At 45.9% G+C, this 24,290-nt stretch carries 23 protein-coding genes; 14 read left to right on the top strand and 9 right to left on the bottom strand.

Annotation, left to right across the window (positions count from 1 at the left end):
* Positions 1-6: 6 nt before the first annotated feature.
* Complete coding sequence (locus NSU05_RS15455) at positions 7-474, bottom strand: TspO/MBR family protein (protein WP_003229024.1); 468 nt, start codon at positions 472-474, stop codon at positions 7-9.
* 79 nt (positions 475-553) lie between these two features.
* Positions 554-1,627, bottom strand: a complete 1,074-nt coding sequence (gene cotI, locus NSU05_RS15450) for a spore coat kinase CotI (protein WP_082200970.1) — start codon at positions 1,625-1,627, stop codon at positions 554-556.
* Positions 1,628-1,816: 189 nt separating this feature from the next.
* On the opposite strand from cotI, the gene cotSA reads away from it, so the two are divergent.
* The 3 genes from cotSA to NSU05_RS15435 are packed head-to-tail and all read left to right on the top strand — an operon-like array spanning position 1,817 to position 4,453.
* Complete coding sequence (cotSA, locus tag NSU05_RS15445) at positions 1,817-2,950, top strand: spore coat protein CotSA (RefSeq protein ID WP_038429507.1); 1,134 nt, start codon at positions 1,817-1,819, stop codon at positions 2,948-2,950.
* Positions 2,951-2,964: 14 nt separating this feature from the next.
* Complete coding sequence (cotS, locus tag NSU05_RS15440; RefSeq protein WP_038429506.1) at positions 2,965-4,020, top strand: spore coat putative kinase CotS; 1,056 nt, start codon at positions 2,965-2,967, stop codon at positions 4,018-4,020.
* 1 nt (position 4,021) lies between these two features.
* Positions 4,022-4,453, top strand: coding sequence for a hypothetical protein (locus NSU05_RS15435; protein WP_038429505.1), 432 nt, complete (start codon positions 4,022-4,024; stop codon positions 4,451-4,453).
* Positions 4,454-4,526: 73 nt separating this feature from the next.
* On the opposite strand, the gene NSU05_RS15430 is transcribed toward NSU05_RS15435, so the two are convergent.
* From NSU05_RS15430 to NSU05_RS15420, 3 genes are read right to left on the bottom strand one after another with little or no spacing between them, the layout of a single operon-like run.
* On the bottom strand, positions 4,527-5,750 hold the full coding sequence (locus tag NSU05_RS15430; protein WP_038429504.1) for a glycosyltransferase family 4 protein: 1,224 nt from the start codon (positions 5,748-5,750) through the stop codon (positions 4,527-4,529).
* Positions 5,751-5,752: 2 nt separating this feature from the next.
* Positions 5,753-6,703, bottom strand: a complete 951-nt coding sequence (locus tag NSU05_RS15425; protein WP_038429503.1) for an NAD-dependent epimerase/dehydratase family protein — start codon at positions 6,701-6,703, stop codon at positions 5,753-5,755.
* Positions 6,700-7,986 carry a UDP-glucose/GDP-mannose dehydrogenase family protein gene (locus tag NSU05_RS15420; RefSeq protein WP_038429502.1) on the bottom strand — a complete coding sequence of 429 codons (1,287 nt, stop codon included), beginning with the start codon at positions 7,984-7,986 and terminating at the stop codon, positions 6,700-6,702. Before NSU05_RS15420 ends, NSU05_RS15425 begins: the two co-directional genes overlap by 4 nt.
* Positions 7,987-8,157: 171 nt before the next feature.
* Here NSU05_RS15420 and NSU05_RS15415 point away from each other — a divergent pair, with 171 nt between their 5' ends.
* Positions 8,158-8,976 carry a UTP--glucose-1-phosphate uridylyltransferase gene (locus NSU05_RS15415; RefSeq protein WP_003229044.1) on the top strand — a complete coding sequence of 273 codons (819 nt, stop codon included), beginning with the start codon at positions 8,158-8,160 and terminating at the stop codon, positions 8,974-8,976.
* Positions 8,977-8,984: 8 nt separating this feature from the next.
* Here NSU05_RS15415 and NSU05_RS15410 read toward each other — a convergent pair whose 3' ends face one another.
* Positions 8,985-9,704 carry a yteA family sporulation protein gene (locus NSU05_RS15410; protein ID WP_029727104.1) on the bottom strand — a complete coding sequence of 240 codons (720 nt, stop codon included), beginning with the start codon at positions 9,702-9,704 and terminating at the stop codon, positions 8,985-8,987.
* Positions 9,705-9,993: 289 nt separating this feature from the next.
* On the opposite strand from NSU05_RS15410, the gene NSU05_RS15405 reads away from it, so the two are divergent.
* From NSU05_RS15405 to mntD, 10 genes are all read left to right on the top strand, one after another.
* Positions 9,994-11,409 (top strand): isochorismate synthase MenF, encoded by a 1,416-nt coding sequence (locus NSU05_RS15405; protein ID WP_015251378.1) that lies wholly within the window; start codon positions 9,994-9,996, stop codon positions 11,407-11,409.
* Entirely contained in the window at positions 11,406-13,148 is a 1,743-nt protein-coding gene (gene menD, locus NSU05_RS15400) for a 2-succinyl-5-enolpyruvyl-6-hydroxy-3-cyclohexene-1-carboxylic-acid synthase (RefSeq protein WP_015251379.1), read from the top strand. The genes NSU05_RS15405 and menD overlap by 4 nt, the downstream gene beginning before the upstream one ends.
* Complete coding sequence (menH, locus tag NSU05_RS15395) at positions 13,136-13,960, top strand: 2-succinyl-6-hydroxy-2,4-cyclohexadiene-1-carboxylate synthase (RefSeq protein ID WP_029727103.1); 825 nt, start codon at positions 13,136-13,138, stop codon at positions 13,958-13,960. The genes menD and menH overlap by 13 nt, the downstream gene beginning before the upstream one ends.
* Before the next feature lie 34 nt (positions 13,961-13,994).
* Entirely contained in the window at positions 13,995-14,810 is an 816-nt protein-coding gene (gene menB / locus NSU05_RS15390; protein ID WP_003229054.1) for a 1,4-dihydroxy-2-naphthoyl-CoA synthase, read from the top strand.
* Between the two features lie 90 nt (positions 14,811-14,900).
* Positions 14,901-16,361: an o-succinylbenzoate--CoA ligase gene (locus NSU05_RS15385; protein ID WP_029727102.1), complete on the top strand. Its 1,461-nt coding sequence runs from the start codon at positions 14,901-14,903 to the stop codon at positions 16,359-16,361.
* Positions 16,358-17,473 carry an o-succinylbenzoate synthase gene (gene menC, locus NSU05_RS15380; RefSeq protein ID WP_003229057.1) on the top strand — a complete coding sequence of 372 codons (1,116 nt, stop codon included), beginning with the start codon at positions 16,358-16,360 and terminating at the stop codon, positions 17,471-17,473. The genes NSU05_RS15385 and menC overlap by 4 nt, the downstream gene beginning before the upstream one ends.
* 279 nt (positions 17,474-17,752) lie before the next feature.
* A complete protein-coding gene (mntA, locus tag NSU05_RS15375) occupies positions 17,753-18,673 on the top strand; it encodes a manganese ABC transporter substrate-binding protein/adhesin MntA (protein ID WP_029318300.1) in 921 nt (306 codons plus the stop codon).
* Between the two features lie 18 nt (positions 18,674-18,691).
* Positions 18,692-19,444 carry a manganese ABC transporter ATP-binding protein MntB gene (gene mntB / locus NSU05_RS15370; RefSeq protein ID WP_029727101.1) on the top strand — a complete coding sequence of 251 codons (753 nt, stop codon included), beginning with the start codon at positions 18,692-18,694 and terminating at the stop codon, positions 19,442-19,444.
* Between the two features lie 5 nt (positions 19,445-19,449).
* Positions 19,450-20,757 carry a manganese ABC transporter permease MntC gene (gene mntC / locus NSU05_RS15365; protein ID WP_038429501.1) on the top strand — a complete coding sequence of 436 codons (1,308 nt, stop codon included), beginning with the start codon at positions 19,450-19,452 and terminating at the stop codon, positions 20,755-20,757.
* Positions 20,747-21,634 carry a manganese ABC transporter permease MntD gene (gene mntD, locus NSU05_RS15360; protein WP_038429500.1) on the top strand — a complete coding sequence of 296 codons (888 nt, stop codon included), beginning with the start codon at positions 20,747-20,749 and terminating at the stop codon, positions 21,632-21,634. Before mntC ends, mntD begins: the two co-directional genes overlap by 11 nt.
* A gap of 18 nt (positions 21,635-21,652) precedes the next feature.
* On the opposite strand, the gene NSU05_RS15355 is transcribed toward mntD, so the two are convergent.
* From NSU05_RS15355 to NSU05_RS15345, 3 genes are read right to left on the bottom strand one after another with little or no spacing between them, the layout of a single operon-like run.
* Positions 21,653-21,811 carry a DUF1540 domain-containing protein gene (locus NSU05_RS15355; RefSeq protein ID WP_003229069.1) on the bottom strand — a complete coding sequence of 53 codons (159 nt, stop codon included), beginning with the start codon at positions 21,809-21,811 and terminating at the stop codon, positions 21,653-21,655.
* A gap of 53 nt (positions 21,812-21,864) precedes the next feature.
* Positions 21,865-22,905, bottom strand: coding sequence for a cytochrome d ubiquinol oxidase subunit II (locus NSU05_RS15350; RefSeq protein WP_003229071.1), 1,041 nt, complete (start codon positions 22,903-22,905; stop codon positions 21,865-21,867).
* 43 nt (positions 22,906-22,948) lie between these two features.
* A complete protein-coding gene (locus NSU05_RS15345) occupies positions 22,949-24,280 on the bottom strand; it encodes a cytochrome ubiquinol oxidase subunit I (RefSeq protein WP_003229073.1) in 1,332 nt (443 codons plus the stop codon).
* Between the last annotated feature and the right edge of the window lie 10 nt (positions 24,281-24,290).

Genomic DNA, 24,290 nt, shown 5'->3' with positions numbered 1-24,290 from the left:
TTTTGTTCACAGATTCATTGAATTGATTGTAAAGGATAAGAACGTCGCAAATGCACTCCATAAAAAATAAGGCAAAAGAAGATAGCTTGCGGCTCTGCTGTATTTTTTGGCAATGATCAGTAATACGATTGCTGTGATGGCGACAAGCAGGCAGTCAAGCGATGCAGCCAGCAGATTTTTTTGCGTAAACTGGAAATAGCTGAAGGCTTGATTGAGCACGTAATTTATCAAAAGTGTAAACCAAAAGCTTTTCGCACCTTTAAATGAAAACGCAGCATATACAATGGCTGCTGAAAGGGAGATCAGGGCAAACAGGATGGCCCAAATGATGCCGATCGCAGTTCCGCTTGGCGTCCAGTCCGGTTTTTTCAATGAATTGTACCATTCTTGGTCCACAGGAAACAGGTAGCCTGCGGCTGAAAACAGCGCATATGTAATCACAAAAACGGCTAAAGCGCCGACAATCTTTTTCATATTTGCAACCTCCGCATGTATTTAATTACCCTTTATCTTATAAAGATCAAACCCCCGATATGCGGGGGAAATGATGGTCTTAAATAAGCTGCCGCAATGCGTTTGCTTTAATGCGTTCATATTCAAAAGCTGATTCTAATTCTTCCTTCGGTAAAGCAGACTTGCGGACGTATTTTTCGCGAATGACATCGTAAAGCTCGTAAGGAAACAGCATATCAATAAACATGACTTGTTTTTGTTCTTCAGTTAATGGGGCTCTGGATTCGTATGCGTTCAGCATGACATGAAATGTTTCTTCATCCCAAACGCCCGTCGTATCCAAAAGCGGAATAATCATTTTGCGCAAATCGCGAATAGGCAGATCAAATGAAACGGTATCTAAGTCAATGACCCAAATCTGTTCATTTTCCCCTAAGAGTGTATTTCCGGTTCCGTAATCCTGGTGGCAAAGGTTAGGGCTTTTTTTCAGCTGTTCAGTCCATGGAACATAGGTCGACTGCAAAAGCTGGTCTTTGATGCGCAGCCCGTCTTCAATAAAGCCATCTATCTCCTGAAGATAAAGCTGTGAGAAAGGATCTTCATTTTCCGCCTCCGCCATCAGCTTCCACGTTTCCATCTGTTTGCATCGTTTCGTGTAGTGATTCGGCCAGCGACCTAATTTGGTAAATACGGGAACGCCATTTGGCGGCTGATATCCGACGGAAGCTGTATGAAAATCAGCAAGGCCTTTCATGATAAACTCCAAGTCCTGCTTTACAGTCAGCTCAAACGGCCTTCCTTCGATCCAGTCATATACGACAAATAGAAATGAGCCGTGCTTGGAATATAGGCTGCCTTTTTTGTTTGGGAGTATGCCAGGAACATTCATGCCTTTTTTTGCTAAATAGTCCTGCGCGAAAATGGAAAACAACGCTTTCTTTTCTGGCCTGTGTATTCGTTTTAGACAAACCGCGCCGGAGCCTGTGTGGACCTTCCAGACAAGCGCCATCTGGTTTCCCTGAATGACGTCTATTTTTTCAGCCTGCACATCCCATCCTTGAAGCACATTTTCAGCCAGCTCCGTTAATTTTTTTGCATCTTCTGCTGATAAAGGAAGCTCTGATGAATTCCCCTCCTCAATGACTTCATGGTTTTCTGCCATTAAAGGACACATCCTTACCTGTTTTACTCCTACCTTATGAATCAAAAGGAAAAAATGATTGAGTTATTTGACTATATTTAATAGATGAATCTGGTTGTTTACCCGTTTTGTTTTTAGGGCAGTCCCATTCCGCACAAGTTGGTTGTTCAGCCGTATCATGATTCTAACTAGTTAAAAATCATGCAGGAATGGAGGCTATGTATGAAAATAGCACTGATCGCCACAGAGAAGCTTCCTGTCCCATCGGTTCGAGGAGGCGCCATTCAAATCTACCTCGAAGCGGTTGCCCCTTTAATTGCCAAAAAACATGAGGTGACTGTGTTTTCTATTAAAGATCCGAATCTCGCTGATAGAGAGAAGGTAGACGGTGTCCATTATGTGCATTTGGATGAAGACCGTTATGAAGAAGCCGTTGGAGCAGAGCTGAAAAAGAGCCGTTTTGATCTTGTGCATGTTTGTAATCGCCCAAGCTGGGTTCCGAAATTGAAGAAACAGGCGCCGGATGCTGTTTTTATTTTAAGCGTTCACAATGAAATGTTCGCTTACGATAAAATCAGCCAGGCGGAAGGCGAGATTTGCATCGACTCCGTAGCGCAGATTGTTACGGTCAGCGATTATATCGGACAGACGATCACAAGCCGTTTTCCGTCAGCACGATCAAAAACAAAAACGGTGTATTCCGGTGTGGATTTAAAAACGTACCACCCTCGCTGGACGAATGAAGGGCAGCGAGGTCGCGAAGAGATGCGAAGCGAGCTGGGGCTTCACGGCAAAAAAATCGTCTTGTTTGTCGGCCGGCTTAGCAAAGTCAAAGGCCCGCACATATTATTGCAGGCTTTGCCGGACATCATTGAGGAGCACCCCGATGTCATGATGGTGTTTATCGGGTCAAAATGGTTCGGAGATAATGAATTAAATAACTATGTCAAACATCTTCATACCCTTGGTGCGATGCAAAAGGATCATGTCACATTTATTCAATTTGTGAAGCCAAAGGACATTCCGCGCCTTTATACCATGTCAGATGTATTTGTATGCTCTTCGCAATGGCAGGAGCCTTTAGCAAGGGTGCATTATGAAGCGATGGCTGCGGGACTTCCTATTATTACAAGCAATCGGGGAGGCAATCCAGAGGTCATAGAGGAAGGGAAAAACGGCTACATCATTCATGACTTTGAAAATCCTAAACAATATGCCGAACGCATCAATGATTTGCTGAGCAGCTCGGAAAAGCGGGAACGGCTTGGGAAATACAGCCGCCGCGAGGCAGAAAACAAATTCGGCTGGCAGAGGGTGGCTGAAAATCTGCTCAGCGTCTATGAAAAGAACAGATAGAAGGGGTGAACAGAGTGTACCAAAAAGAGCATGAAGAACAGATTGTGTCCGAAATTCTCAGCTATTATCCTTTTCATATTGACAATGTGGCGCTGAAATCGAACAAAAGCGGACGCAAAATCTGGGAAGTCGAAACTGATCATGGCCCAAAGCTGCTAAAAGAAGCGCAAATGAAACCGGAGCGGATGCTTTTTATCACTCAGGCACACGCCCATTTACAAGAGCAAGGGCTGCCGATAGCGCCGATTCATCAAACAAAAAATGGCGGGAGCTGCTTGGGCACGGATCAGGTTTCTTACAGCTTATATGACAAAGTGACAGGAAAAGAAATGATTTACTATGATGCAGAGCAAATGAAAAAAGTCATGTCATTTACCGGCCAATTTCATCATGCCTCAAAAGGATATGTTTGCACAGATGAAAGCAAGAAGAGAAGCAGGCTGGGGAAATGGCATAAATTGTACCGATGGAAGCTGCAGGAACTTGAAGGGAATATGCAGATCGCGGCATCCTATCCTGATGACGTATTTTCGCAAACTTTCTTAAAACATGCTGATAAAATGCTGGCAAGAGGAAAAGAAGCTCTTCAGGCGCTTGATGACTCAGAATACGAAACCTGGACAAAAGAAACGCTCGAGCATGGCGGATTCTGTTTTCAGGATTTTACATTGGCACGTTTGACAGAGATCGAAGGGGAGCCTTTTTTAAAGGAGCTTCACTCGATTACCTACGATTTGCCGTCAAGAGACCTTCGTATTCTGCTGAATAAAGTGATGGTTAAGCTTTCTGTATGGGATACTGATTTCATGGTCGCACTGCTTGCGGCCTACGACGCAGTGTATCCGCTCACAGAAAAACAGTACGAGGTACTTTGGATTGATCTCGCGTTTCCGCATTTGTTCTGTGCAATCGGGCACAAATATTATTTGAAGCAAAAGAAAACGTGGTCAGATGAGAAATATAACTGGGCGCTGCAAAACATGATTTCTGTTGAAGAATCTAAAGATTCGTTTTTGGATAAACTGCCGGAACTGTATAAAAAGATAAAAGCGTATCGGGAGGCGAATTGACATGAGGTCATCGAGACAAAAAGCCTCTATTTCTAAACTGGATCTCGACCAATTCGTATTTACACCGCCTGGGCCGATGGGGTGGCAGGCTCATGACCCAATGTCAGCTGAGAAGGAAGAAGAGGAGAAGCATTTAGATGTGGGCAGCATTCGAGAGCTCCCTCACATCAATGCACCGAAAGAATATCAAGAAGAAACGAAGGAAAAGGAAACAGATCACAAAATCGTCGATGATGAAGAAGAAACGAAATTCGAAACCATTCTAGAGCCTGAGGAGGAGCGTGATTCGAAACGCTCAGTGCCTCCATATGAAGAAGAGGATGAAGATGAAGAACCAGACTTAGCGGAAGAAGCTAAAGTGGAAATCATCATTCTTCCAAGTGAATCTAAACCAGCTCCATGGTTTTCTCAAACCGTAAAGCGCAAGGCATAAAGTCACATTTATGCCTTTTTTTATGTTTTCTGCAGCAAAAAAACAGCCCGTTTTGCAACACGAGCTGTAGGTTTTATGTTTTTGCTTTCACAAAAAGCTGATTGATAGATGATAAATCAAAATTTTGCGTCAGAAAAGGCGGCGGAAATTGTTTGTTTTTCGGGGTCAGAATGGATTGGTAAACAGTATTGAGCCTTTTGGCAGCATGGGTAAAGGTAAATAAAGCTTCTACATGCTTTCGGGCGTTTTTTGTCATTTTGCTCATTAATTCTTGATCTGTAAAGGCTCTGTCAATTGCTTTTGCAAATGAAGAAGGTTTGTTGTAGCTGTCGATGACAAGGCCGGTGACTTCGTGTTTTACGACTTCACCGTTTCCGCCCCGGTTTGTGGTAATTAAGGGCGTGCCGGCCGCCATTGCTTCATAATTCACACGGGCGAGGGGTTCGTTCCACTGAGAGCTGCACACAAATACATCTGCCATCAGAAAAAGGTTTGGAATGTCGTCAGCGGGAATGAATTTTGTAAAAATTATGTGGTCTCTGTATGGCAGCGCCAGCGTGCGCAGATAGGTGACATATTGGTTTTCGCTGTCATCGCTGAACCATTTCCCGCCCGCTATGACCAGTACAGCATCATGGTGCTGCTGCAAAATCCGTCTCATGCTGTGAATGAGAAGGTGAGGTCCTTTTGTCGGGCTTAAGCGGCCGGCGAATAAAATAACTTTTTTATCTTCAATACCGTATTTTTTCCGGTATGTTTTTCTGACAGCCGAGCCTTTCATCGTCCATACGGGCGGATAAGAGTTTAAATCAACGCCGGAATACACAACTTTTGTGATGTCCTCGGCTTCAGGGAAACGTTCAATGACGGTTTGTTTAATAAATTCGCTCACAGTTGTGATCATGGAGACATTGTCGAGTACTTCTTTTCCTTGCGCGAAGGTCATCTTTTTTTCAGAAAACATTTCGTTATGCAGGCTCAGAACGATCTTGCTGTTTGGTGAGGCTTTTTTATATAAAGAGACATTTAAAGGCCTGTTGAACACATGAATGAGATCAAAGGAAGAGGCTCGCAGCTCTTCGGCTACTGCCTCGCGGTAATGTTCTTTTGGCAGATGGATATAATGTACGCCGTCTTTTGTTTCTCTTTTTGGGAGCGATGGATCTTCTATTGAAAAAATGGTCAGGTCGTACCTGCTGCTGAAATAGGGCGTGACACCGTCAATCATCATTTGAATAGCGCCGCCGCGTACTGCGGGCGCCGGCAGCTTTTCTGTACAGATAAAGGCAAGCTTCATTTTTATTCCCCCTGATACAGCGACGATAAATAGGTGATTTCGTTGGTCAAGCCATCCTTTAAGGATGTGGCGGGATTATAATGCAAGAGCTGTTTTGCTTTTGAAATATCCGCCCACGTGTTGCGCGGTTCCCCTGCTATTTTGTCCGAAAAGTGCAGTGTTGCTTTTCTACCGGAAATATCCTCAATGAGGGAGACAACCTTTAAGACTGAGGCACGCTCTGCGCCGCCGATATTTACTGTTTCACCAATAAGGTGGGGTTTCCCAAGAACAGCGGTGATGCCTTTGACACAGTCGCTGATATAAGTGAAATCTCTTGACTGCTGCCCATCACCGAAGATGGTAAGCGGCTTTTGCTGAAGGTGCTGCTTAATGAGCCGGTGAAAAGCCATATCCGGCCGCTGTCTTGGCCCGTATACGGTAAAAAAACGGAGAATCACAATTGGAATGCTAAAGCTCTGTTGATACACATGGCAAAGCTTTTCTCCCGTAAGCTTAGTTACCCCGTACGGAGATAAAGGAGAAAGCGACGTGTTTTCGCTGACTTTTCCTTGTTTTTCGCCATACACGGAAGAGGTGGATGCAAAGACGAACGTTTGAATAGAATGTTCCCGGCACGCCTCGAGGAGCCTTTGGAGCGCTTGGATATTATGTGCGGCATATGGGTGAAAATGATTGCCCCAGCTTGAGCGGACACCCGGTATGGCCGCCAAATGAAAGATGACGTCCACTCCTTCCAGTAAGGGAGCAAGATCCGCTGTCAGCAGATTTTCCTTTATGAACGTAAATCGCTTTTCTTGCAGCAGGGTTTTAAGGTTTTTTAGTTTCATGGAAAATGGAGTAGGACCGATAAAGTCATCGATTCCGATAATGTTATGTTTCTTATCTTTTAGTAATTCTTCGCAGAGGTGGGAGCCGATAAAGCCCGCTGCTCCTGTGACGAGTATTTTCATGGACGGCCAACTCCCGTACAGATCAGGCCGCAAGCCTCGATCAGTTCTTTTTTCAGTACGTTGCGCCCGTCTATCACAAGACGCCCTTTCATGATATCTGCAGCCTTTTTCCAATCAAACGCTAAAAACTCGGGCCATTCTGTCGCCAAAAATAAAAAGTCGCTTTCTTCGATCGCATCAAAAGCTTGAGAATGCTGAGTTACATGCTGCCGCAAATGTTCTGGAAGTACAGCTTCAGGATCATATGCATGAACATCACATCCCAGCTCCGCCAGCCTTTCCATCAGTCTGACAGCCTGAGAATTCCTAATGTCATCGGTATTCGGTTTGAAGGAAATGCCGAGTACAGCCGCTTTCTTGCCTTGAAGTGTTTCGAAGAATGACTGTATTTTTTTGATATACAGGCCGAGCTGGGTGTCATTAATGTGCTGCACGGCTTGGAGCAGAAAGGTCTCCGTGTTTTTTTTCTGGGCAGCAAATTGCAGCGCCTGCAGATCCTTTGGAAAACAAGAGCCTCCGTATCCGATGCCTGCCTGCAAAAAGTGCTCCCCGATCCTTGGGTCTAGACCGATAGCGCGGGAAATATCTGAGATATCTGATTGATAGGCTTCACATATGCGGGCCATTTCGTTAATGAACGAAATTTTGGCTGCTAAAAAGAAATTGTTGGCATATTTGATCAGCTCTGCTCCCGCTAAGCTTGTAACGATAAAAGGGGTATCAATGTGTTTGTAAATGGATTTGACGATGGCTGCCGATACGTGATCTTCTTCCTGAACACCGATGACTGTTTTGTCAGGATGCAGCATGTCATATAAGGCATTGCCTTCCCGCAGAAACTCCGGATTGGATACGATATTAAAGAGGTTTTTAGACACTCCGGAGGCAATCAGCTGTTTTGCTATGTTTTCATTTGTCCCGGGCGGAACAGTGCTTTTCGTAATAATGGTTTTATACGATCGGATCGCCTCGCTTAAATCACCGATGACGGACTGCAGGGCTTTCGTATCAGCTGATCCGTCCGAACGCGGCGGAGTTCCGACTGCGATAAAAATAACGGGACATTCCTCCATGCTCGATTTCACTTCAGAAGAAAACGAGAGATTGCCGCAACGAAGTATTGCATCTGAAAGCCCAGGCTCGTAAAAGGGAATGACTCCTTTTTTCAGCTGCCCGATTTTTTTGACGTCTTTGTCTGTGCATATCATGTCATGTCCGATGGATGCCAGTGCCGCTGATAGGGTTAAACCGACATACCCGGCGCCAACCACACAAATTTTCATCACCTGAGCTCCTTTACAAGATTACTGGTCATATATCAATATCCTATTAAAAAAGGGCTGGTTCGTGATTCCGCTTTCTGCCCAGTTGCTTCCGCCTAATTTCAGATGTACAAACATCGGGATGCGCTCTTGGAATATCATGTAATAAACATGAGCTGAGGGGAAAATACCATGATAAAAAAAGCGATTATTCCTGCAGGCGGATTCGGCACGAGAAATCTGCCGGTGACGAAGGTGATTCCGAAAGAAATGTTTCCGGTAGGATCTAAGCCTGTGATTCATTATCTTGTTGAAGAATTAAAGGAGTCAGGCATTGAGGACATTTTGATGGTTGTATCGAGCCATAAAAATCTGATTGTCGACTATTTTGATTCCTCTTTGGCACTTGAGGCTTTTTTGGCCTCTAAGAATAAACTGCATTTACTTAGAGAGCATCCCATTCCGGATATACGGATTCACTATGTGCGGCAGCCTTATGCAAAGGGTCTTGGCGACGCCATTTCTTTCGGAAAGCAATTTGCAGGCGGAGAGCCTTTTGCCGTCGTTTTGCCAGATGATCTGATTTTTTCCGCCAATCAGCCGGCTTTGGGGCAGCTGATTGAAGCGTATACGAAATATCAGTCCAGTGTGATCGGCTTAAAAGAAACAAAAACGGAGGATTTACATCATTACGGGGTGATAAAAGGGGAGCCTGTTGAAAAAGGGCTTTATCGCATACAGGATATTGTGGAAAAGCCTAAACAAAACCCTCCGTCTCATTTTGCCGCAGCAGGGCGTTATATTTTCACACCGGATATTTTTAATGAGCTGGAGGCATTAGAAGCTGATAGCGGAGGAGAAGTGCAGGTAACGGATGCGATAAAAGCTTCGCTCGGGGCATGTACCGTATACGGGAAATTGCTAGAGGGCGAGCGGTATGACATCGGCCTGCAAAAGGATTATCTGAAGCTGATTTACGATATGCTGAAAACGGAAAAGAACCCCCAATAATTGGGGGTTCAATCAGCGTGGAGATCGCCGAATGTGGTCATGATTCCCTCTTCGTCAAGTTCTTCTTCATAGCGCTCATGGGCTCTGCTTTGATAAACGGTAATTTCTTTTCCAGTGATATCTGTAGCGATGAAATTTTCGTAAGACTCCGTATTGCCGATATTCTCTTCGGTATTCATCGTCATATCATCATAGCTGAGCGGAGGGTTTTCCATATCCTGCGGCGTTTGTGAGTTACCATATTTTTCGACATCCTGATAGGAATCCTCACTGTCATATGGCGCTCTGATTTCTTCATCATCATCAAATTCAAATTGCCCGAATGGTGTTTCTTCTTCAATCGGACGGTCTTTGGAAACCACGTCCTGTGACGAATACTCCGCGAGGGTTGTGGCAGTCGGAAGCGCTTCAAGTCGTTCGAAAGGGATTTCCTTTCCGCTGACTTCACAAATGCCATACGTACCGTTTTCTATCGCCTTCAATGAATGCTCAATGTCCCGAAGGTGCTCTCGCTCATGCAAGTCTAGAGCGATGTCTTTCTCACGCTCGTAAAGTTCTGTCGCCTGATCGCCGGGATGGTTGTCGTATGCCGAAAGCTCACCCCACGAATCATAAGGAAAGGCTGAGTTAAGCTGAAAATGGTCATTGTCTTTGAAACGGTTTAAGATATCTTTTTTCGTTTGTTCCAGTTCATTTTTTAAATGCTGAAGCTGTTCTTTCGTAAGCAATGTGATCGCCTCGTTTCTCTGTGATGCATACCTTTAGTATGAACAGATCGCCTGAGAACTTTCATAAATGGCGGGTGGAGGAATATAGGAGGTTTTCCTTTTATGGTAAGCGGATACAACCTTTGCTATCAGTGGAGAAAGAAATTTAAGCTTTGTTTCTTTTTCATTTCTGCAATTAGGTTTATAATAGGTAAGGCAGGCCATTTGGACTGCATGATCTGTGTTTGACACAAAGGAGACACAGGTGTATGGTATTAAAAGCATTTTAAGGATTATGGAGGAATGTCTCATGGTGACAACGGTGCAGCGTACGTTCCGAAAGGAAGTTCTACATGCATTACATAAAGCCAAAGAAGTCAACCATGCTGTCTTAATAAGCTATTCGAGACAAATCGAGTCTCTTGACCCTCTATCATTTTTCAATTACGGAGCAAAAAAATATACAGGCAATCGATTTTTTTGGTCAGATCCTGAAAGTGAATTGACAATAGTCGGTCTTGGCAAAGAAGCGGTTTTCCAGACAAATCAAAAAAACAGCGAGCGGTATCGTGAGGTTTTTGAACAATGGGAGCGCTTTAAAAAGACGGCTTTTCATATTTATGAAGAAGAAAAGCTGCAGCATTCTGCAGTGGGACCTGTGTTATTCGGAGGATTTTCTTTTGACCCTTGCGAAGAAAGAGGTTCACAATGGGACCATTTCTCGGAAGGGGATTTCTTTGTGCCTGCGCTTATGCTGACGATGACTGCTGAAGGCCCGTTCTTAACAGTTAACAGATGGGTAAGCGGAGGAGAAGATGCAGAAGCTGTTTTAGAAGGCTTAAAAGCTTTTGCGGCGGAATTTATGGTTCCCGATTTCAAGCAAGAAGATCAGGCTGTGATTGCAGCAGCCGAAGAGCTGGATAAGGATGATTGGCTGAAAGCAATCGAAACGGCCACAAGCCAAATTAAAGAGAAACAATATGATAAGGTTGTTCTTGCCCGAGAGCTGCTGCTCACGTTTGACGGTCCAATCCAAATTGAACCGGTGCTTAAAACGCTTCTGGACGATCAGCAGACAAGCTATGTTTTTGCAATTGAACAAGAAGGCAAAACCTTTGTCGGCGCGTCTCCGGAAAGACTGATCAAAAGAGACGGCGGCACTGTCATGTCTTCCTGTCTGGCAGGCTCCATTAAACGAGGCGTGAATGAAGAAGACGACCGCCGGATAGGCCTTGAATTATTAAACGATGAGAAAAACCTGCTTGAGCATGATATTGTGGTAGGTATGATTCATAATGCTTTTGTATCAAGCTGTTCAGAGGTTGAAAAGCCTGATGGACCTGTTTTGTACAAAACAAAAAGCGTTCAGCACCTGTTTACGCCGATTGTCGGACAGCTGCGCGAGTCTGCATCGATTTTTGACTTAATTGAGAAGCTGCATCCCACTCCGGCGCTTGGGGGAGCACCTCAGGAAAAAGCTGTTGACGTGATCAGGGAGATTGAACCGATGTCTCGCGGCTGGTATGCGGCCCCTATCGGCTGGATTGACAGCCAGGATAACGGGGAATTCGCGGTCGCCATTCGTTCAGGGCTCATCGAAGGAAGCACAGCAAGGCTGTTTGCCGGGTGCGGTATTGTGGAAGACTCGGAACCAATCTCGGAATATGAAGAAACACAGATTAAATTGAAGCCGATGATCTCTGCATTAGGAGGTGAGCGGCGTTGACAGTCAACCCGATTACTCATTACATCGGAAGTTTTATTGATGAATTCGCCCTTTCCGGAATTACGGACGCCGTCGTTTGTCCGGGCTCAAGATCTACACCGCTGGCTGTTCTTTGTGCTGCGCATCCCGATATCAGCGTCCATGTCCAAATTGATGAAAGGTCTGCCGGATTTTTTGCCTTAGGTTTGGCAAAAGCGAAGCAGCGTCCCGTACTATTGATCTGTACATCTGGAACAGCCGCGGCCAACTTTTATCCGGCTGTGGTTGAAGCCCATTATTCAAGGGTGCCTATTATTGTGTTAACTGCTGATCGGCCTCATGAGCTGCGCGAAGTAGGCGCACCGCAGGCTATTAATCAGCACTTCTTATTCGGTAACTTTGTTAAGTTTTTCACAGACTCTGCTCTTCCTGAAGAGTCTCCGCAAATGCTGAGATACATCCGAACGCTGGCAAGCCGCGCTGCCGGAGAAGCACAAAAGCGCCCAATGGGGCCTGTCCATGTGAATGTGCCGCTGCGCGAACCGCTGATGCCGGATCTTTCAGATGAGCCGTTTGGAAGAATGAGAACAGGCCGTCATGTGTCTGTGAAAACGGGTACGCAGTCTGTTGACCGAGAGTCCCTGTCTGATGTGGCTGAGATGCTCGCAGAGGCTGAAAAAGGAATGATCGTCTGCGGAGAGCTCCATAGTGATGCGGACAAGGAAAACATTATCGCGCTGTCAAAAGCGCTTCAGTATCCAATTTTAGCAGATCCGCTGTCTAATCTGCGGAATGGTGTTCATGATAAAAGCACTGTTATTGATGCGTATGATTCGTTTTTAAAAGATGATGAGCTGAAGCGGAAACTCCGTCCTGATGTTGTCATTCGGTTTGGACCGATGCCTGTTTCAAAACCGGTTTTCTTATGGCTTAAGGATGATCCGGCGATTCAGCAAATCGTGATTGATGAGGATGGAGGGTGGAGAGACCCGACACAGGCAAGCGCGCATATGATTCATTGTAATGCGTCTGTTTTTGCTGAGGAGATCATGGCAGGCCTTACTGCTGCTGCCAGATCCTCAGAGTGGCTGGAAAAGTGGCAGTTTGTCAATGGGCGGTTCCGCGAGCATCTGCAAACAATCAGCAGTGAAGATGTTTCGTTTGAAGGCAATCTCTATCGAATCCTTCAGCATCTTGTGCCTGAAAACAGCTCGCTGTTTGTGGGAAACAGCATGCCGATCAGGGATGTTGATACGTTTTTTGAAAAGCAGGACCGCCCTTTCCGGATTTATTCAAACCGGGGAGCAAACGGGATAGACGGTGTCGTCTCCTCTGCCATGGGGGTATGTGAAGGAACAAAAGCGCCTGTTACCCTTGTGATTGGAGATTTATCTTTTTATCACGATTTAAACGGCCTGCTGGCGGCCAAAAAGCTGGGTATTCCTCTTACTGTGATTCTTGTCAATAATGACGGAGGAGGGATTTTCTCCTTTTTGCCGCAGGCTTCTGAAAAGACACACTTTGAAGATTTGTTCGGCACACCGACAGGGCTCGATTTCAAGCATGCGGCTGCACTTTACGGCGGAACGTATTCATGCCCGGCTTCTTGGGATGAATTCAAAACAGCTTACGCGCCGCAGGCAGACAAGCCCGGACTCCATTTGATTGAAATCAAAACGGATCGCCAATCAAGAGTCCAGCTTCATCGCGATATGCTGAATGAGGCTGTGCGGGAAGTGAAAAAACAATGGGAACTGTAAACATAACGGTATCAGATGGTGTCCGATATGCAGTGGCAGACGGGGGACCGAATGCTTCCGAAGCCGTCGTCTGTCTGCACGGGTTTACCGGCAGCAAACAATCATGGACTTTTCTTGATGAAATGCTGCCTGATTCCCGTTTGATCAAAATTGATTGTTTAGGGCATGGGGAAACCGATGCCCCGCTGAATGGGAAAAGATACAGCACAAGCCGGCAAGTTTCTGACCTTGCCGAGATTTTTGATCAATTAAAACTTCACAAAGTGAAATTGATTGGGTATTCTATGGGAGGAAGGCTTGCTTACTCTTTCGCGATGACATATCCCGAGCGGGTATCGGCACTTGTGCTTGAAAGCACGACGCCGGGGCTCAAAACACTTGGGGAACGGCGGGAACGAATCATGCGGGACCGGAAGCTTGCTGATTTTATTTTACGAGACGGGCTCAAAGCGTTTGTTGCGTATTGGGAGAATATCCCTTTGTTTTCATCTCAGCAGAGGCTGGCTGAAGATATTCGGCACAGGATACGATCGGGCCGTCTGCGGAACAATAAGATTGGGCTTGCGAACAGTTTAACCGGCATGGGCACCGGTTCACAGCCTTCGTTGTGGAGCCGTGTAGAGGAAATAGATGTTCCTGTGCTTCTTATCTGCGGGGAGTGGGACGAAAAATTTTGCGCCATCAATCAAGAGGTGCATAAGATGCTTCCTTCTAGTAGAATAGAGATTGTTCCAAAAGCAGGACATACGGTCCATGTGGAACAGCCGCGATTGTTTGGTAAAATAGTGAGTGAGTTTTTGACAAGCATCTGACTCATTCACATAGAGAATAAAAGGAGGTCATCATATGGCTGAATGGAAAACAAAACGGACATACGATGAGATATTGTATGAAACGTATAATGGCATTGCAAAAATAACAATCAACCGACCTGAGGTACATAATGCGTTTACCCCTAAAACGGTTGCTGAAATGATTGATGCGTTTGCTGACGCAAGAGACGACCAAAACGTTGGGGTTATCGTGCTTGCCGGTGCAGGGGACAAGGCATTTTGTTCTGGCGGAGACCAAAAAGTGCGCGGCCACGGTGGATATGTAGGAGACGACCAGATCCCGCGTCTTAACGTATTGGATCTTCAGCGTTTAATCCGCGTCATCCCGAAACCGGTTGTTGCGATGGTGTCCGGATATGCGATCGGCGGAGGCCATGTGCTTCACATCGTATGTGACTTGACAATTGCTGCGGACAACGCAATTTTTGGACAAACAGGCCCTAAAGTGGGAAGCTTCGATGCAGGTTACGGTTCTGGATACCTGGCTCGAATTGTAGGACATAAAAAAGCACGTGAAATCTGGTACCTATGCCGTCAGTACAACGCACAGGAAGCACTGGACATGGGTCTTGTCAACACAGTCGTTCCTTTGGAACAGCTTGAAGAAGAAACGATTAAATGGTGTGAAGAAATGCTTGAAAAAAGCCCGACCGCACTGCGCTTTCTTAAAGCTGCGTTTAACGCGGACACAGACGGACTTGCTGGAATTCAGCAGTTTGCAGGGGATGCTACCCTTCTTTACTACACAACAGATGAAGCAAAAGAAGGCCGTGATTCCTTTAAGGAAAAACGCAAACCTGATTTCGGACAGTTCCCTCGTTTCCCGTGATCAGCAATACTTAGTAAACCAACAGCTTGAGACTTTGCGGTCCAAGCTGTTTTCTTTTCAATACAGACATTTTACCTCGGAGATGATGACATGCTGACAGAACAGCCCAACTGGCTCATGCAGCGGGCACAGCTGACACCTGAGAGAATCGCTCTCATTTATAGAGACCAAACCGTGACATTTGCAGAATTATTTGCCGCATCTAAGCGAATGGCTGAACAGCTTGCCGCTCATTCGGTTCGGAAAGGGGATACTGCGGCTATTTTGCTCCAAAACTGTGCGGAAATGGTATACGCCGTTCACGCTTGTTTTTTGCTTGGTGTTAAGGCGGTGCTTTTGAATACGAAGCTGTCAACACATGAAAGGCTGTTTCAGCTGGAGGATTCGGGATCCGGCTTTTTATTGACAGATTCAAGCTTTGAGAAGAAAGAATATGAACACATCGTTCAAACGATTGATGTGGATGAACTGATGAAAGAAGCAGCAGAGGAAATTGAGATCGAGGCTTATATGCAAATGGATGCAACGGCAACGCTGATGTATACGTCGGGTACGACAGGAAAGCCCAAGGGAGTTCAGCAAACGTTCGGAAACCATTATTTCAGTGCGGTGTCGTCCGCTCTTAATTTGGGTATAACAGAACAAGACCGCTGGCTTATCGCATTGCCGCTCTTTCATATCAGCGGATTGTCCGCATTATTTAAATCTGTGATCTATGGAATGACTGTCGTGCTTCACCAGCGTTTTTCCGTAAGCGATGTGCTGAATTCTATCAACAGGCATGAAGTGACAATGATATCTGCGGTGCAGACTATGCTGGCCAGTCTTTTGGAAGAAACAAGCCGCTGCCCTGAATCCATCAGATGCATTCTTCTCGGCGGCGGCCCTGCACCTCTGCCATTGCTTGAGGAATGCCGTGAGAAAGGATTCCCTGTCTTTCAGTCATATGGAATGACAGAAACATGCTCACAAATTGTTACCCTGTCGCCGGAATTCAGTATGGAAAAGCTCGGATCTGCGGGGAAACCGCTGTTTTCATGTGAAATCAAAATAGAGCGGGACGGACAGGTATGTGAACCGTATGAACACGGTGAAATCATGGTCAAAGGCCCGAATGTCATGAAAAGCTATTTTAACCGGGAGAGCGCAAACGAAGCCTCCTTTCAAAATGGCTGGCTGAAAACAGGTGATCTTGGTTATTTGGACAATGAAGGCTTTTTATATGTATTAGACAGACGTTCAGATCTGATCATATCCGGCGGAGAAAACATTTATCCGGCCGAAGTGGAGTCAGTACTGCTTTCACACCCCGCTGTGGCCGAAGCCGGGGTTTCAGGGGCTGAGGACAAAAAATGGGGGAAAGTGCCTCACGCCTATCTTGTCCTTCACAAGCCTGTGAGCGCAGGAGAATTGACTGACTACTGCAAAGAACGCTTGGCGAAGTATAAAATTCCGGCAAAATTCTTTGTGCTTGACCGCCTGCCGCGCAATGCGTCTAATAAGCTCTTGCGAAATCAGCTGAAGGATGCGCGTAAAGGAGAACTGCTATGATCGAAATAGAAAAAATCACGCTTTACCATTTGAGCATGAACTTAAAGAAACCGTTTAAAAACAGTATCGAAACGCTTCAAGAGCGTAAATTTCTGATCGTGGAAGCCATTGATACATCAGGTGTCACAGGCTGGGGAGAAGTTTCCGCTTTCTCTTCGCCTTGGTACACCGAGGAAACCATTGGAACATGTTTGCATATGCTAAAAGATTTTTTTATCCCAAATGTCGTCGGCCGTGAATTCAATCACCCTTCAGAAGTGCCGGACAGCCTGGCGCGGTATAAAGGAAACCGGATGGCAAAAGCGGGACTTGAATCGGCTGTATGGGATATTTATGCCAAAAAGAAGGGCGTATCCCTTGCTGAGGCATTGGGCGGAACAAGAGATAAAGTCCCTGCCGGGGTGGTAGTCGGCCTGGCGCCTCTTGACGATATGCTGAAGGAAATTGAGAGCTATCAAAAAGAAGGTTATCAAAGAATAAAAATTAAAATTCAGCCTGGGCAGGATGTGGAATTGGTCAAGGCCATCCGCAGCCGATTCCCAAACATCCCGCTTATGGCCGATGCCAATTCCTCTTACGAACTGAAGGATATCAGCCGTTTAAAGGAGCTTGATGACTATCATTTAATGATGATTGAGCAGCCGCTCCAAGCTGACGATATCGTTGACCACCGCCACTTGCAGAAACATTTGAAAACGGCCATTTGCCTTGATGAGAGCATTTGTTCAGTTGATGATGCGAGACGGGCGATTGAGCTAGGAAGCTGCAAAATTATTAATATAAAACCTTCTCGTGTCGGCGGCTTAACAGAAGCCTTAAAAATTCATGATTTATGCAAAGAGCATCATATGCAGGTTTGGTGCGGAGGAATGCTGGAAACAGGCATATCAAGAGCGCAGAACGTGGCGCTTGCTTCACTGCCTCAATTCACAATACCTGGCGATATATCTTCATCCTCACGCTATTGGGATGAAGATATTGTAACTCCTGATATTCGTATTGATAATGGATTTATTTCTGTGTCAAAACAGCCTGGTTTAGGGGTTGAGGTAAACCAAGATATTATGCGAAAATATGTGACCAAAATGGATGTTTTCACACAGCATGGTTAAGAAAAAAGCATTTTGCTATTTTGAATAAATGACACTGTGCTGTTACAGTAAAAGTGTTCGTTGAATACATCCCTTCTCGTTTGGACCGGCTGCTGACCCAGCCGGTTTTTTTATGTAAATCAGCTTGACAAAAATGGCCAAACGCGATAATTTTGCACAAAGGAAACTTTTTGTCCTGTGTAAATAAAACATGCTTTTGGCTAATTTAATGTCGCATGTCTAAGAACTGACAACATAAGATAAAACAATCGGACATTGATGGCAAAGAGGAGGAGAAATATGAGACGAGGGCTGATGGCAGCAGTACTTTTTGCGACCTTTGCTTTAACGGGATGCGGAACGGATTCAGCCGGAAAAAGCGCTGATCAGCAATTACAAGTGACAGCGACAACATCTCAAATTGCCGATGCAGCAGAAAACATCGGAGGTAAGCATGTAAAAGTCACCTCTTTAATGGGACCGGGGGTTGATCCGCACCTTTACAAAGCTTCCCAAGGTGACACGAAAAAATTAATGTCTGCTGATGTTGTTCTGTACAGCGGGTTGCATTTGGAAGGGAAAATGGAGGATGTCCTCCAAAAAATCGGCGAACAAAAACAATCGGCGGCAGTAGCTGAGGCCATTCCGAAAAATAAGCTTATTCCCGCGGGGGAAGGCAAGACGTTTGATCCCCACGTCTGGTTCAGCATTCCGTTATGGATCTATGCGGTGGATGAAATTGAAGCGCAATTCAGCAAAGCAATGCCTCAGCACGCAGATGCCTTTCGGAAAAATGCCAAAGAGTACAAAGAAGATTTGCAATATTTAGATAAGTGGTCGCGTAAGGAGATCGCACATATTCCGGAGAAAAGCCGTGTGCTTGTGACTGCTCATGATGCGTTTGCGTACTTTGGGAATGAGTATGGATTTAAGGTAAAAGGCCTGCAGGGACTCAGCACAGATTCGGACTATGGATTAAGGGATGTTCAGGAGCTGGTTGATCTTCTGACAGAAAAACAAATAAAAGCTGTGTTCGTAGAAAGCAGTGTATCTGAAAAATCAATCAATGCAGTGGTGGAAGGCGCTAAAGAAAAAGGCCATACAGTCACAATCGGCGGTCAGCTTTATTCGGATGCCATGGGTGAAAAGGGCACAAAAGAAGGCACATACGAAGGAATGTTCCGCCACAATATCAACACGATTACTAAAGCGCTTAAATAAAGAAAAGAGGTGGAGGATATGTTCCCTGTTGAGCTTGATAATGTGACGGTTGCTTATCATAAAAAGCCTGTACTGCAGGACATTTCGCTGCAGGTGCCTGAAGGAAAACTTATTGGCATTATCGGCCCAAACGGCGCGGGAAAATCAACCTTGATCAAAACGATTCTCGGTCTTGTGCCCCGAGCTTCCGGAGACATCTCTATTTACGGCAAAGACTATAAGGATCAGCGGACCAGAATCGGATATGTTCCGCAGCGCGGCTCGGTTGACTGGGATTTCCCCACAAGCCCGCTCGATGTCGTCCTAATGGGAAGATACGGGAGAATCGGTTTATTAAAGAGGCCAAAGAAAGCGGATGTGGAGATGGCGAAGGCCGCATTAGCAAAAGTCGGGATGCTTGATTATGCGAAGAGGCAGATCAGCCAGCTGTCAGGCGGCCAGCAGCAGCGGGTGTTTCTTGCCCGGGCACTCTGCCAGAACGCTGACATTTATTTTATGGATGAACCGTTTGCAGGTGTCGATGCAGCGACGGAGCGCGCGATTATGACGCTGTTGGCAGAACTCAAAGAAAAAGGAAAAACCGTGCTTGTCGTCCATCATGATCTGCAGACCGCCGAGGATTATTTCGATTGGATCTTACTGCTTCATTTAAGGAAAATCGCTTTCGGACCGGCGGAAAACGTTTTTACGATCGAAAACCTGCAAAAAACATATGGAGGAAGGCTTACGTTTTTAAAAGATAAAGTGCTGGCAGAAGGACATAAGGAGTGAGCGCAATGTTTGAAAGTTTGTGGCTGCATCTCCAGCATCCGAATACACAGTGGGTGCTGGCCGGTACGCTTTTGCTCGGGACGGCAAGCGGTGTTTTGGGCAGCTTTGTGCTGCTGAGAAAGCAAAGTTTAATCGGCGATGCGATGGCCCATTCAGCTCTGCCGGGAGTGTGTCTCGCTTTTCTGTTCACCGGGCAAAAATCACTGCCTTTCTTTTTGCTGGGGGCAGCGCTCGCCGGACTGCTCGGAACGTTTTGTATTCAGCTGATTCCTCGGCTTTCAAAAACAAAGGAGGACTCGGCGATCGGGATTGTTCTTTCTGTGTTTTTTGGCGTCGGGATCATTCTGCTGACATATATTCAGCAACAGGGGGCGGGAAGCCAAAGCGGGCTTGATTCTTTTTTATTCGGCCAGGCTGCTTCATTGGTCAGGCAGGATATCATCCTTATTGCAGGGATATCCGCTGTTCTGCTGCTCCTATGTATTGTTTTCTTTAAGGAATTTACATTGATTACTTTTGATCTCGCGTTTGCAAAGGGATTAGGAATCCCGGTGCGTTTTTTAAACGGGCTTTTGGCTTGTCTGATTGTCTGTGCTGTCGTCATTGGGCTTCAGACTGTTGGTGTGATATTAATGGCGGCTATGCTGATTACACCTGCCATAACCGCGAGATATTGGACCGAACGGTTAACCGGGATGATCGTCATTGCCGGGATTACAGGCGGGGTCAGCGGCGCGGCCGGAACCCTGCTTAGCACCACGATGAAGGGAATGGCGACAGGGCCATTAATGATCTTATCTGCAACGCTGCTCTTTCTTGTTTCAATGATTTGCGCGCCTAAGCGGGGATTGGCTGCTAAAGCCATAAGGCTGATGAGGCTGCGGCGCAGAACAAGCAGGGAGCAAGTGCTTTTGGCGATTTATGAACAGTATGAAAAGAATAATCTTTGTGTAACTGTTGAAAGTGTAAGAAAGAAAAGACGCCTATCCCCTTCATTATGCCTTAAGGCATTAAATGACTTGGAACAAGAGAGGTGCATTGAGCGTATCGAAAATGGAATTTGGCAAATCACAAGCAAAGGGATAGAAAAAGGCTATCACACAGCTTTGAAGCAGCGAATGTATGAAGTGTATCTCATGCATGAAATGGAACTTGCCAATATAGAATCCGGTCAGGACTACTTTGACCCGGACCGTTTACCGAGAGAAACGAGAGAGCGGCTTTATTCACTCTTAAAGCTGTATGGACGGATGCCTGAGCGTCGAAAAGCGTCTCATGATGCCGAGAAGGGACAGATCGCAAATGAGTTTTGAAGCATGGATTATAGCTACCGGTGTATTAGTCGGTGTAAGCTGCGGATTGATCGGCACATTTCTTGTGCTGAGAAGCATGGCGATGCTGGCCGACGCAATCAGTCATACAGTGTTGCTTGGCATTGTCGGCGCTTTTCTAGTGACGGGAAGTCTCGATGGGATTTCTATGTTTATCGGCGCAGCCGCAACCGGTCTGTTAACGGCTTTCTTGGTTCAGCTTCTTCATAGCAAGGGGGTTCAATCAGATGCTGCCATAGGAGTTGTGTTTACATCTTTATTTGCAATCGGGGTTATTTTGCTTTCTGTCTATGGAGCGAATGTCCATCTCGATATTGAGCACTCGTTAATGGGAGAAATCGCTTTTGTGCCGTGGAATATGGTGACGGTATTCGGGGTTGATATTGGGCCGAAAGCGTTTTGGATGCTGGCATCTGTTCTGGTTTTAAACGTAGTGTTGATCAGTGTGTGCTATAAGGAGTTTAAAATCGCTTCGTTTGATCCTCAAATGGCTTTAGCCTTGGGAATACCGGTTTTGCTCATTCATTACGTGCAAATGGGCATGCTGTCCCTGACGACTGTTGCTTCCTTTGATTCGGTGGGTGCTGTATTGGTTGTGGCCATGCTGATTGTTCCGCCTGCTGCGGCACATTTGCTGACAGACCGGCTTCTTTATATGCTGATTCTCAGCGCGTTGATTGGCGGGCTGTCGGCGGTCATGGGCTATTTCTTCGCAACGTGGCTTAATGTTTCGATTTCAGGAGCGATGGCGGCCATGACAGGTGTATGTTATGCAAGCGCCTTTTTGTTTTCACCTGCAAACGGGGTCATAACTAAAAAGCTGAGAACACTCAACATGCAAAAAGAAAGAGCTGGCTGACGCAGCTCTTTCTTTTAATTACAAATCATGCGGCTTAAACGTTTTGCAGTCTGTTTCCCGGCTGTTTTCAGCCGTTTCACCAGTATGGCTGACAACATAAATGGCATCAGCGGTGCATTTGTTACCTTTGCCCCAATAAGAACAGTTGTTGACCTCACATAGAATTTTCTGCTCCATGCCATCCCCTCCTTATAAAGGTTCTGGATTAGTATAGCCGGCTGGCTTGCCCTCTATTCCTCCTGGCGGATATAGCGTTTATCTCGCATAAACATTTTCCAGAAGAAAAAGAAGCCCGGAAATAGAATGATAAATGCAACGATATACGTTGCAAACAGCGCTCTGAACGTTGCTGGCTCTGTGAAGCCTGACATGACTGTCACATCGGGATAAATCATATACGGAAGATGCGCCCGCCCGTACGCGTAGCTTGCGAGAAAATACTGTATCCCAATCGCGACAAGTGCAAGCCGCGGTTTTCCGATGTTTTGCCCAAAGCTCTTATTAGGCAGAAAAAGGGCGATTCCAGCAATGACAAATGTAATGAACGATGCAATAATCCAAGAAAAATCATTCATCATTCCGCTGTACAGCCAGTTTGCTTCATTCCGCATAGTTACCATAATGCATACAGCAAACAACAGTGAAATCGGGCCGGTAATCAGGGCGCTTTTTCTGTAGGCTCGGTACGCATCCTGTTCCTCTGCCACATTTGAAAAATCTGCAAGCAGCAGCGAGGACAAAAATAAGGTGCTTAAAATCGCAAACCCGATAAATGAATAGGCGTTGGGGCTTGAAAAGATTTTAGACATATTTAAGTTATAGATTCCATCCGTTTTTTCTATAAACCCTCCGTGTGTCACAGGAAGCACCAAAATTAAAATAGCAGGAATGATAAAGCCGGAGATGCCGGAAATATATCTTAGCGTTTTCCGCTCCTTTGCTGTATTTGAAAAAACAAGAAATCCGCTTCGAATCGCTAAAAGCAGTAAAATCATGCTTCCGGGAATTAATAAAACGGTGCCGAGCACAAATGTCGCGCCGGGGAAAAAACTGAAAAGTGCCACGACGATGGCCACAATAAAGACGTTTGTGACCTCCCAAGTCGGGGACAAAAAGCGATTCGCAATATCGGTGGCCTTCATATGCTCCTTGTTTAAATAGATCATAGACCAAAATCCCGCTCCAAAATCCATTGTCGCCATGACGGCGTAAATAAACACAAAGCCCCAGATAATTGAGATGGCGATCAGAGCGTCAGTTGAAATCTCCATTTGTACGATCTTCCTTCCATTTGGTTTCCTGTTTGCGGAGCCATTACGACTCCGCTGTATTTAAATCTTCGTCAACCGGGTGCTTGCGGAAATAATACAGCAGCACGTAGACGACAGCTGCGCCTAACACGGCATAAACAAATGTGAAAAATAAGAACAGCACCCCGATCGAGCCAGTCGTTGTTACGACATCTGACGTTTTCAGCAGATGATAGATGACCCAAGGCTGCCTCCCCGTACATGCGAAAATCCAGCCGAATTCAATGCCGATGAGACTAAAAGGGCCTGCTGTCATGAAAATGACCAAAAGCCACGTTGGGAAACGGTCTTTCTTGAGCACCTTTCTCCAGACCACACCGATAATGGAATAAAGAATTAGCAGCATGCCTACACCAACCATCGCATTAAACAGCGTGTGAATGAAAAGCGGCGGCCATTCATCTCTCGGAAATGCATTTAATCCTTTTACAACAGTGTCAAAACGGTTCGCTGCCAAAAAGCTTAAAGCCCATGGAATCTCGATTGCCCATTTTACTTTTTCTTCATTCGGGTCGGTAAAACCGCCGATAGCGAGCGGGGCGTGGGATCTTGTTTCAAATAGGCCTTCCGCACCGGCTAATTTTTCGGGCTGGTATTCGTACAGCATCTGTGCAGATTCGTGTCCGTTCAAAGCGGTCAGCAATGAAAAAATACCGCCGATCGTCAGTGCGAGCAAAAGGGCTTTCCGGTGAAAGCGATAGACCTTTTCCTTTTTCCTCGTTCGGATCATTTTATACGCCGCAACAGAAGCCACGATAAACGCACCGGTCATAAACGCGGACAGCACGACATGGCCGGCAGTGATAAAAAAGCTAGGATTAAAAAACGCAGCCCACGGGTCAACATCTGTAATTTTTCCGTTTAAAATTTTAAAACCGGCGGGCGTACCTTCAAAAGCGTGAACATTCGTGATCAGAACAGCGGATGCTGCTGCCCCGACTAACACAAAGAAAACAGCAACAATCCTCATTGCAGGTGACAAACGGTCTGCAGCGTATACATAAATCGACATGAATAGGGCTTCAACAAAAAAAGCATAGATTTCAATTTGAAATGGCAGGGACATCACCCGGCCGATGACTTCCATAAATCCCGGCCATAAAAGCGCGAGCTGAGTGCCCGCGATCGTTCCGGTCGGTATGGCGACCCCCAGCAAAACGGCTTGTGCTTTCGTCCATCTTTTCGCCATGATCGCATAATGGTCATCTTTCGTTTTTTGATAGATCAATTCCGCCACTAAAATCATGAGCGGCAGACCGACTCCAAGTGTTGCGAAAATGATATGAAAGCCCATCGTCGTGCCAAAAAGGCTTCTGGCCAAAACTAAATCATCCACAATCGTAAAC

The organism is Bacillus sp. EU52 (assembly GCF_037964975.1).
In the GTDB taxonomy this organism is placed as follows: domain Bacteria; phylum Bacillota; class Bacilli; order Bacillales; family Bacillaceae; genus Bacillus; species Bacillus subtilis.
Note: the sequence above shows the minus strand (reverse complement) of the source record. Positions and strands in the feature narration are given on the sequence as shown.

What these genes read in the sequence shown, in the direction of transcription:
- NSU05_RS15455 (WP_003229024.1), bottom strand. Translation starts at nt 474, where the DNA reads ATGAAAAAGATTGTCGGCGCTTTAGCCGTTTTTGTGATTACATATGCG.
- cotI (WP_082200970.1), bottom strand. Translation starts at nt 1,627, where the DNA reads ATGTGTCCTTTAATGGCAGAAAACCATGAAGTCATTGAGGAGGGGAAT.
- cotSA (WP_038429507.1), top strand. Translation starts at nt 1,817, where the DNA reads ATGAAAATAGCACTGATCGCCACAGAGAAGCTTCCTGTCCCATCGGTT.
- NSU05_RS15435 (WP_038429505.1), top strand. Translation starts at nt 4,022, where the DNA reads ATGAGGTCATCGAGACAAAAAGCCTCTATTTCTAAACTGGATCTCGAC.
- NSU05_RS15430 (WP_038429504.1), bottom strand. Translation starts at nt 5,750, where the DNA reads ATGAAGCTTGCCTTTATCTGTACAGAAAAGCTGCCGGCGCCCGCAGTA.
- NSU05_RS15425 (WP_038429503.1), bottom strand. Translation starts at nt 6,703, where the DNA reads ATGAAAATACTCGTCACAGGAGCAGCGGGCTTTATCGGCTCCCACCTC.
- NSU05_RS15420 (WP_038429502.1), bottom strand. Translation starts at nt 7,986, where the DNA reads ATGAAAATTTGTGTGGTTGGCGCCGGGTATGTCGGTTTAACCCTATCA.
- NSU05_RS15415 (WP_003229044.1), top strand. Translation starts at nt 8,158, where the DNA reads ATGATAAAAAAAGCGATTATTCCTGCAGGCGGATTCGGCACGAGAAAT.
- NSU05_RS15405 (WP_015251378.1), top strand. Translation starts at nt 9,994, where the DNA reads ATGGTGACAACGGTGCAGCGTACGTTCCGAAAGGAAGTTCTACATGCA.
- menH (WP_029727103.1), top strand. Translation starts at nt 13,136, where the DNA reads ATGGGAACTGTAAACATAACGGTATCAGATGGTGTCCGATATGCAGTG.
- menB (WP_003229054.1), top strand. Translation starts at nt 13,995, where the DNA reads ATGGCTGAATGGAAAACAAAACGGACATACGATGAGATATTGTATGAA.
- NSU05_RS15385 (WP_029727102.1), top strand. Translation starts at nt 14,901, where the DNA reads ATGCTGACAGAACAGCCCAACTGGCTCATGCAGCGGGCACAGCTGACA.
- menC (WP_003229057.1), top strand. Translation starts at nt 16,358, where the DNA reads ATGATCGAAATAGAAAAAATCACGCTTTACCATTTGAGCATGAACTTA.
- mntA (WP_029318300.1), top strand. Translation starts at nt 17,753, where the DNA reads ATGAGACGAGGGCTGATGGCAGCAGTACTTTTTGCGACCTTTGCTTTA.
- mntB (WP_029727101.1), top strand. Translation starts at nt 18,692, where the DNA reads ATGTTCCCTGTTGAGCTTGATAATGTGACGGTTGCTTATCATAAAAAG.
- mntC (WP_038429501.1), top strand. Translation starts at nt 19,450, where the DNA reads ATGTTTGAAAGTTTGTGGCTGCATCTCCAGCATCCGAATACACAGTGG.
- mntD (WP_038429500.1), top strand. Translation starts at nt 20,747, where the DNA reads ATGAGTTTTGAAGCATGGATTATAGCTACCGGTGTATTAGTCGGTGTA.
- NSU05_RS15355 (WP_003229069.1), bottom strand. Translation starts at nt 21,811, where the DNA reads ATGGAGCAGAAAATTCTATGTGAGGTCAACAACTGTTCTTATTGGGGC.
- NSU05_RS15350 (WP_003229071.1), bottom strand. Translation starts at nt 22,905, where the DNA reads ATGGAGATTTCAACTGACGCTCTGATCGCCATCTCAATTATCTGGGGC.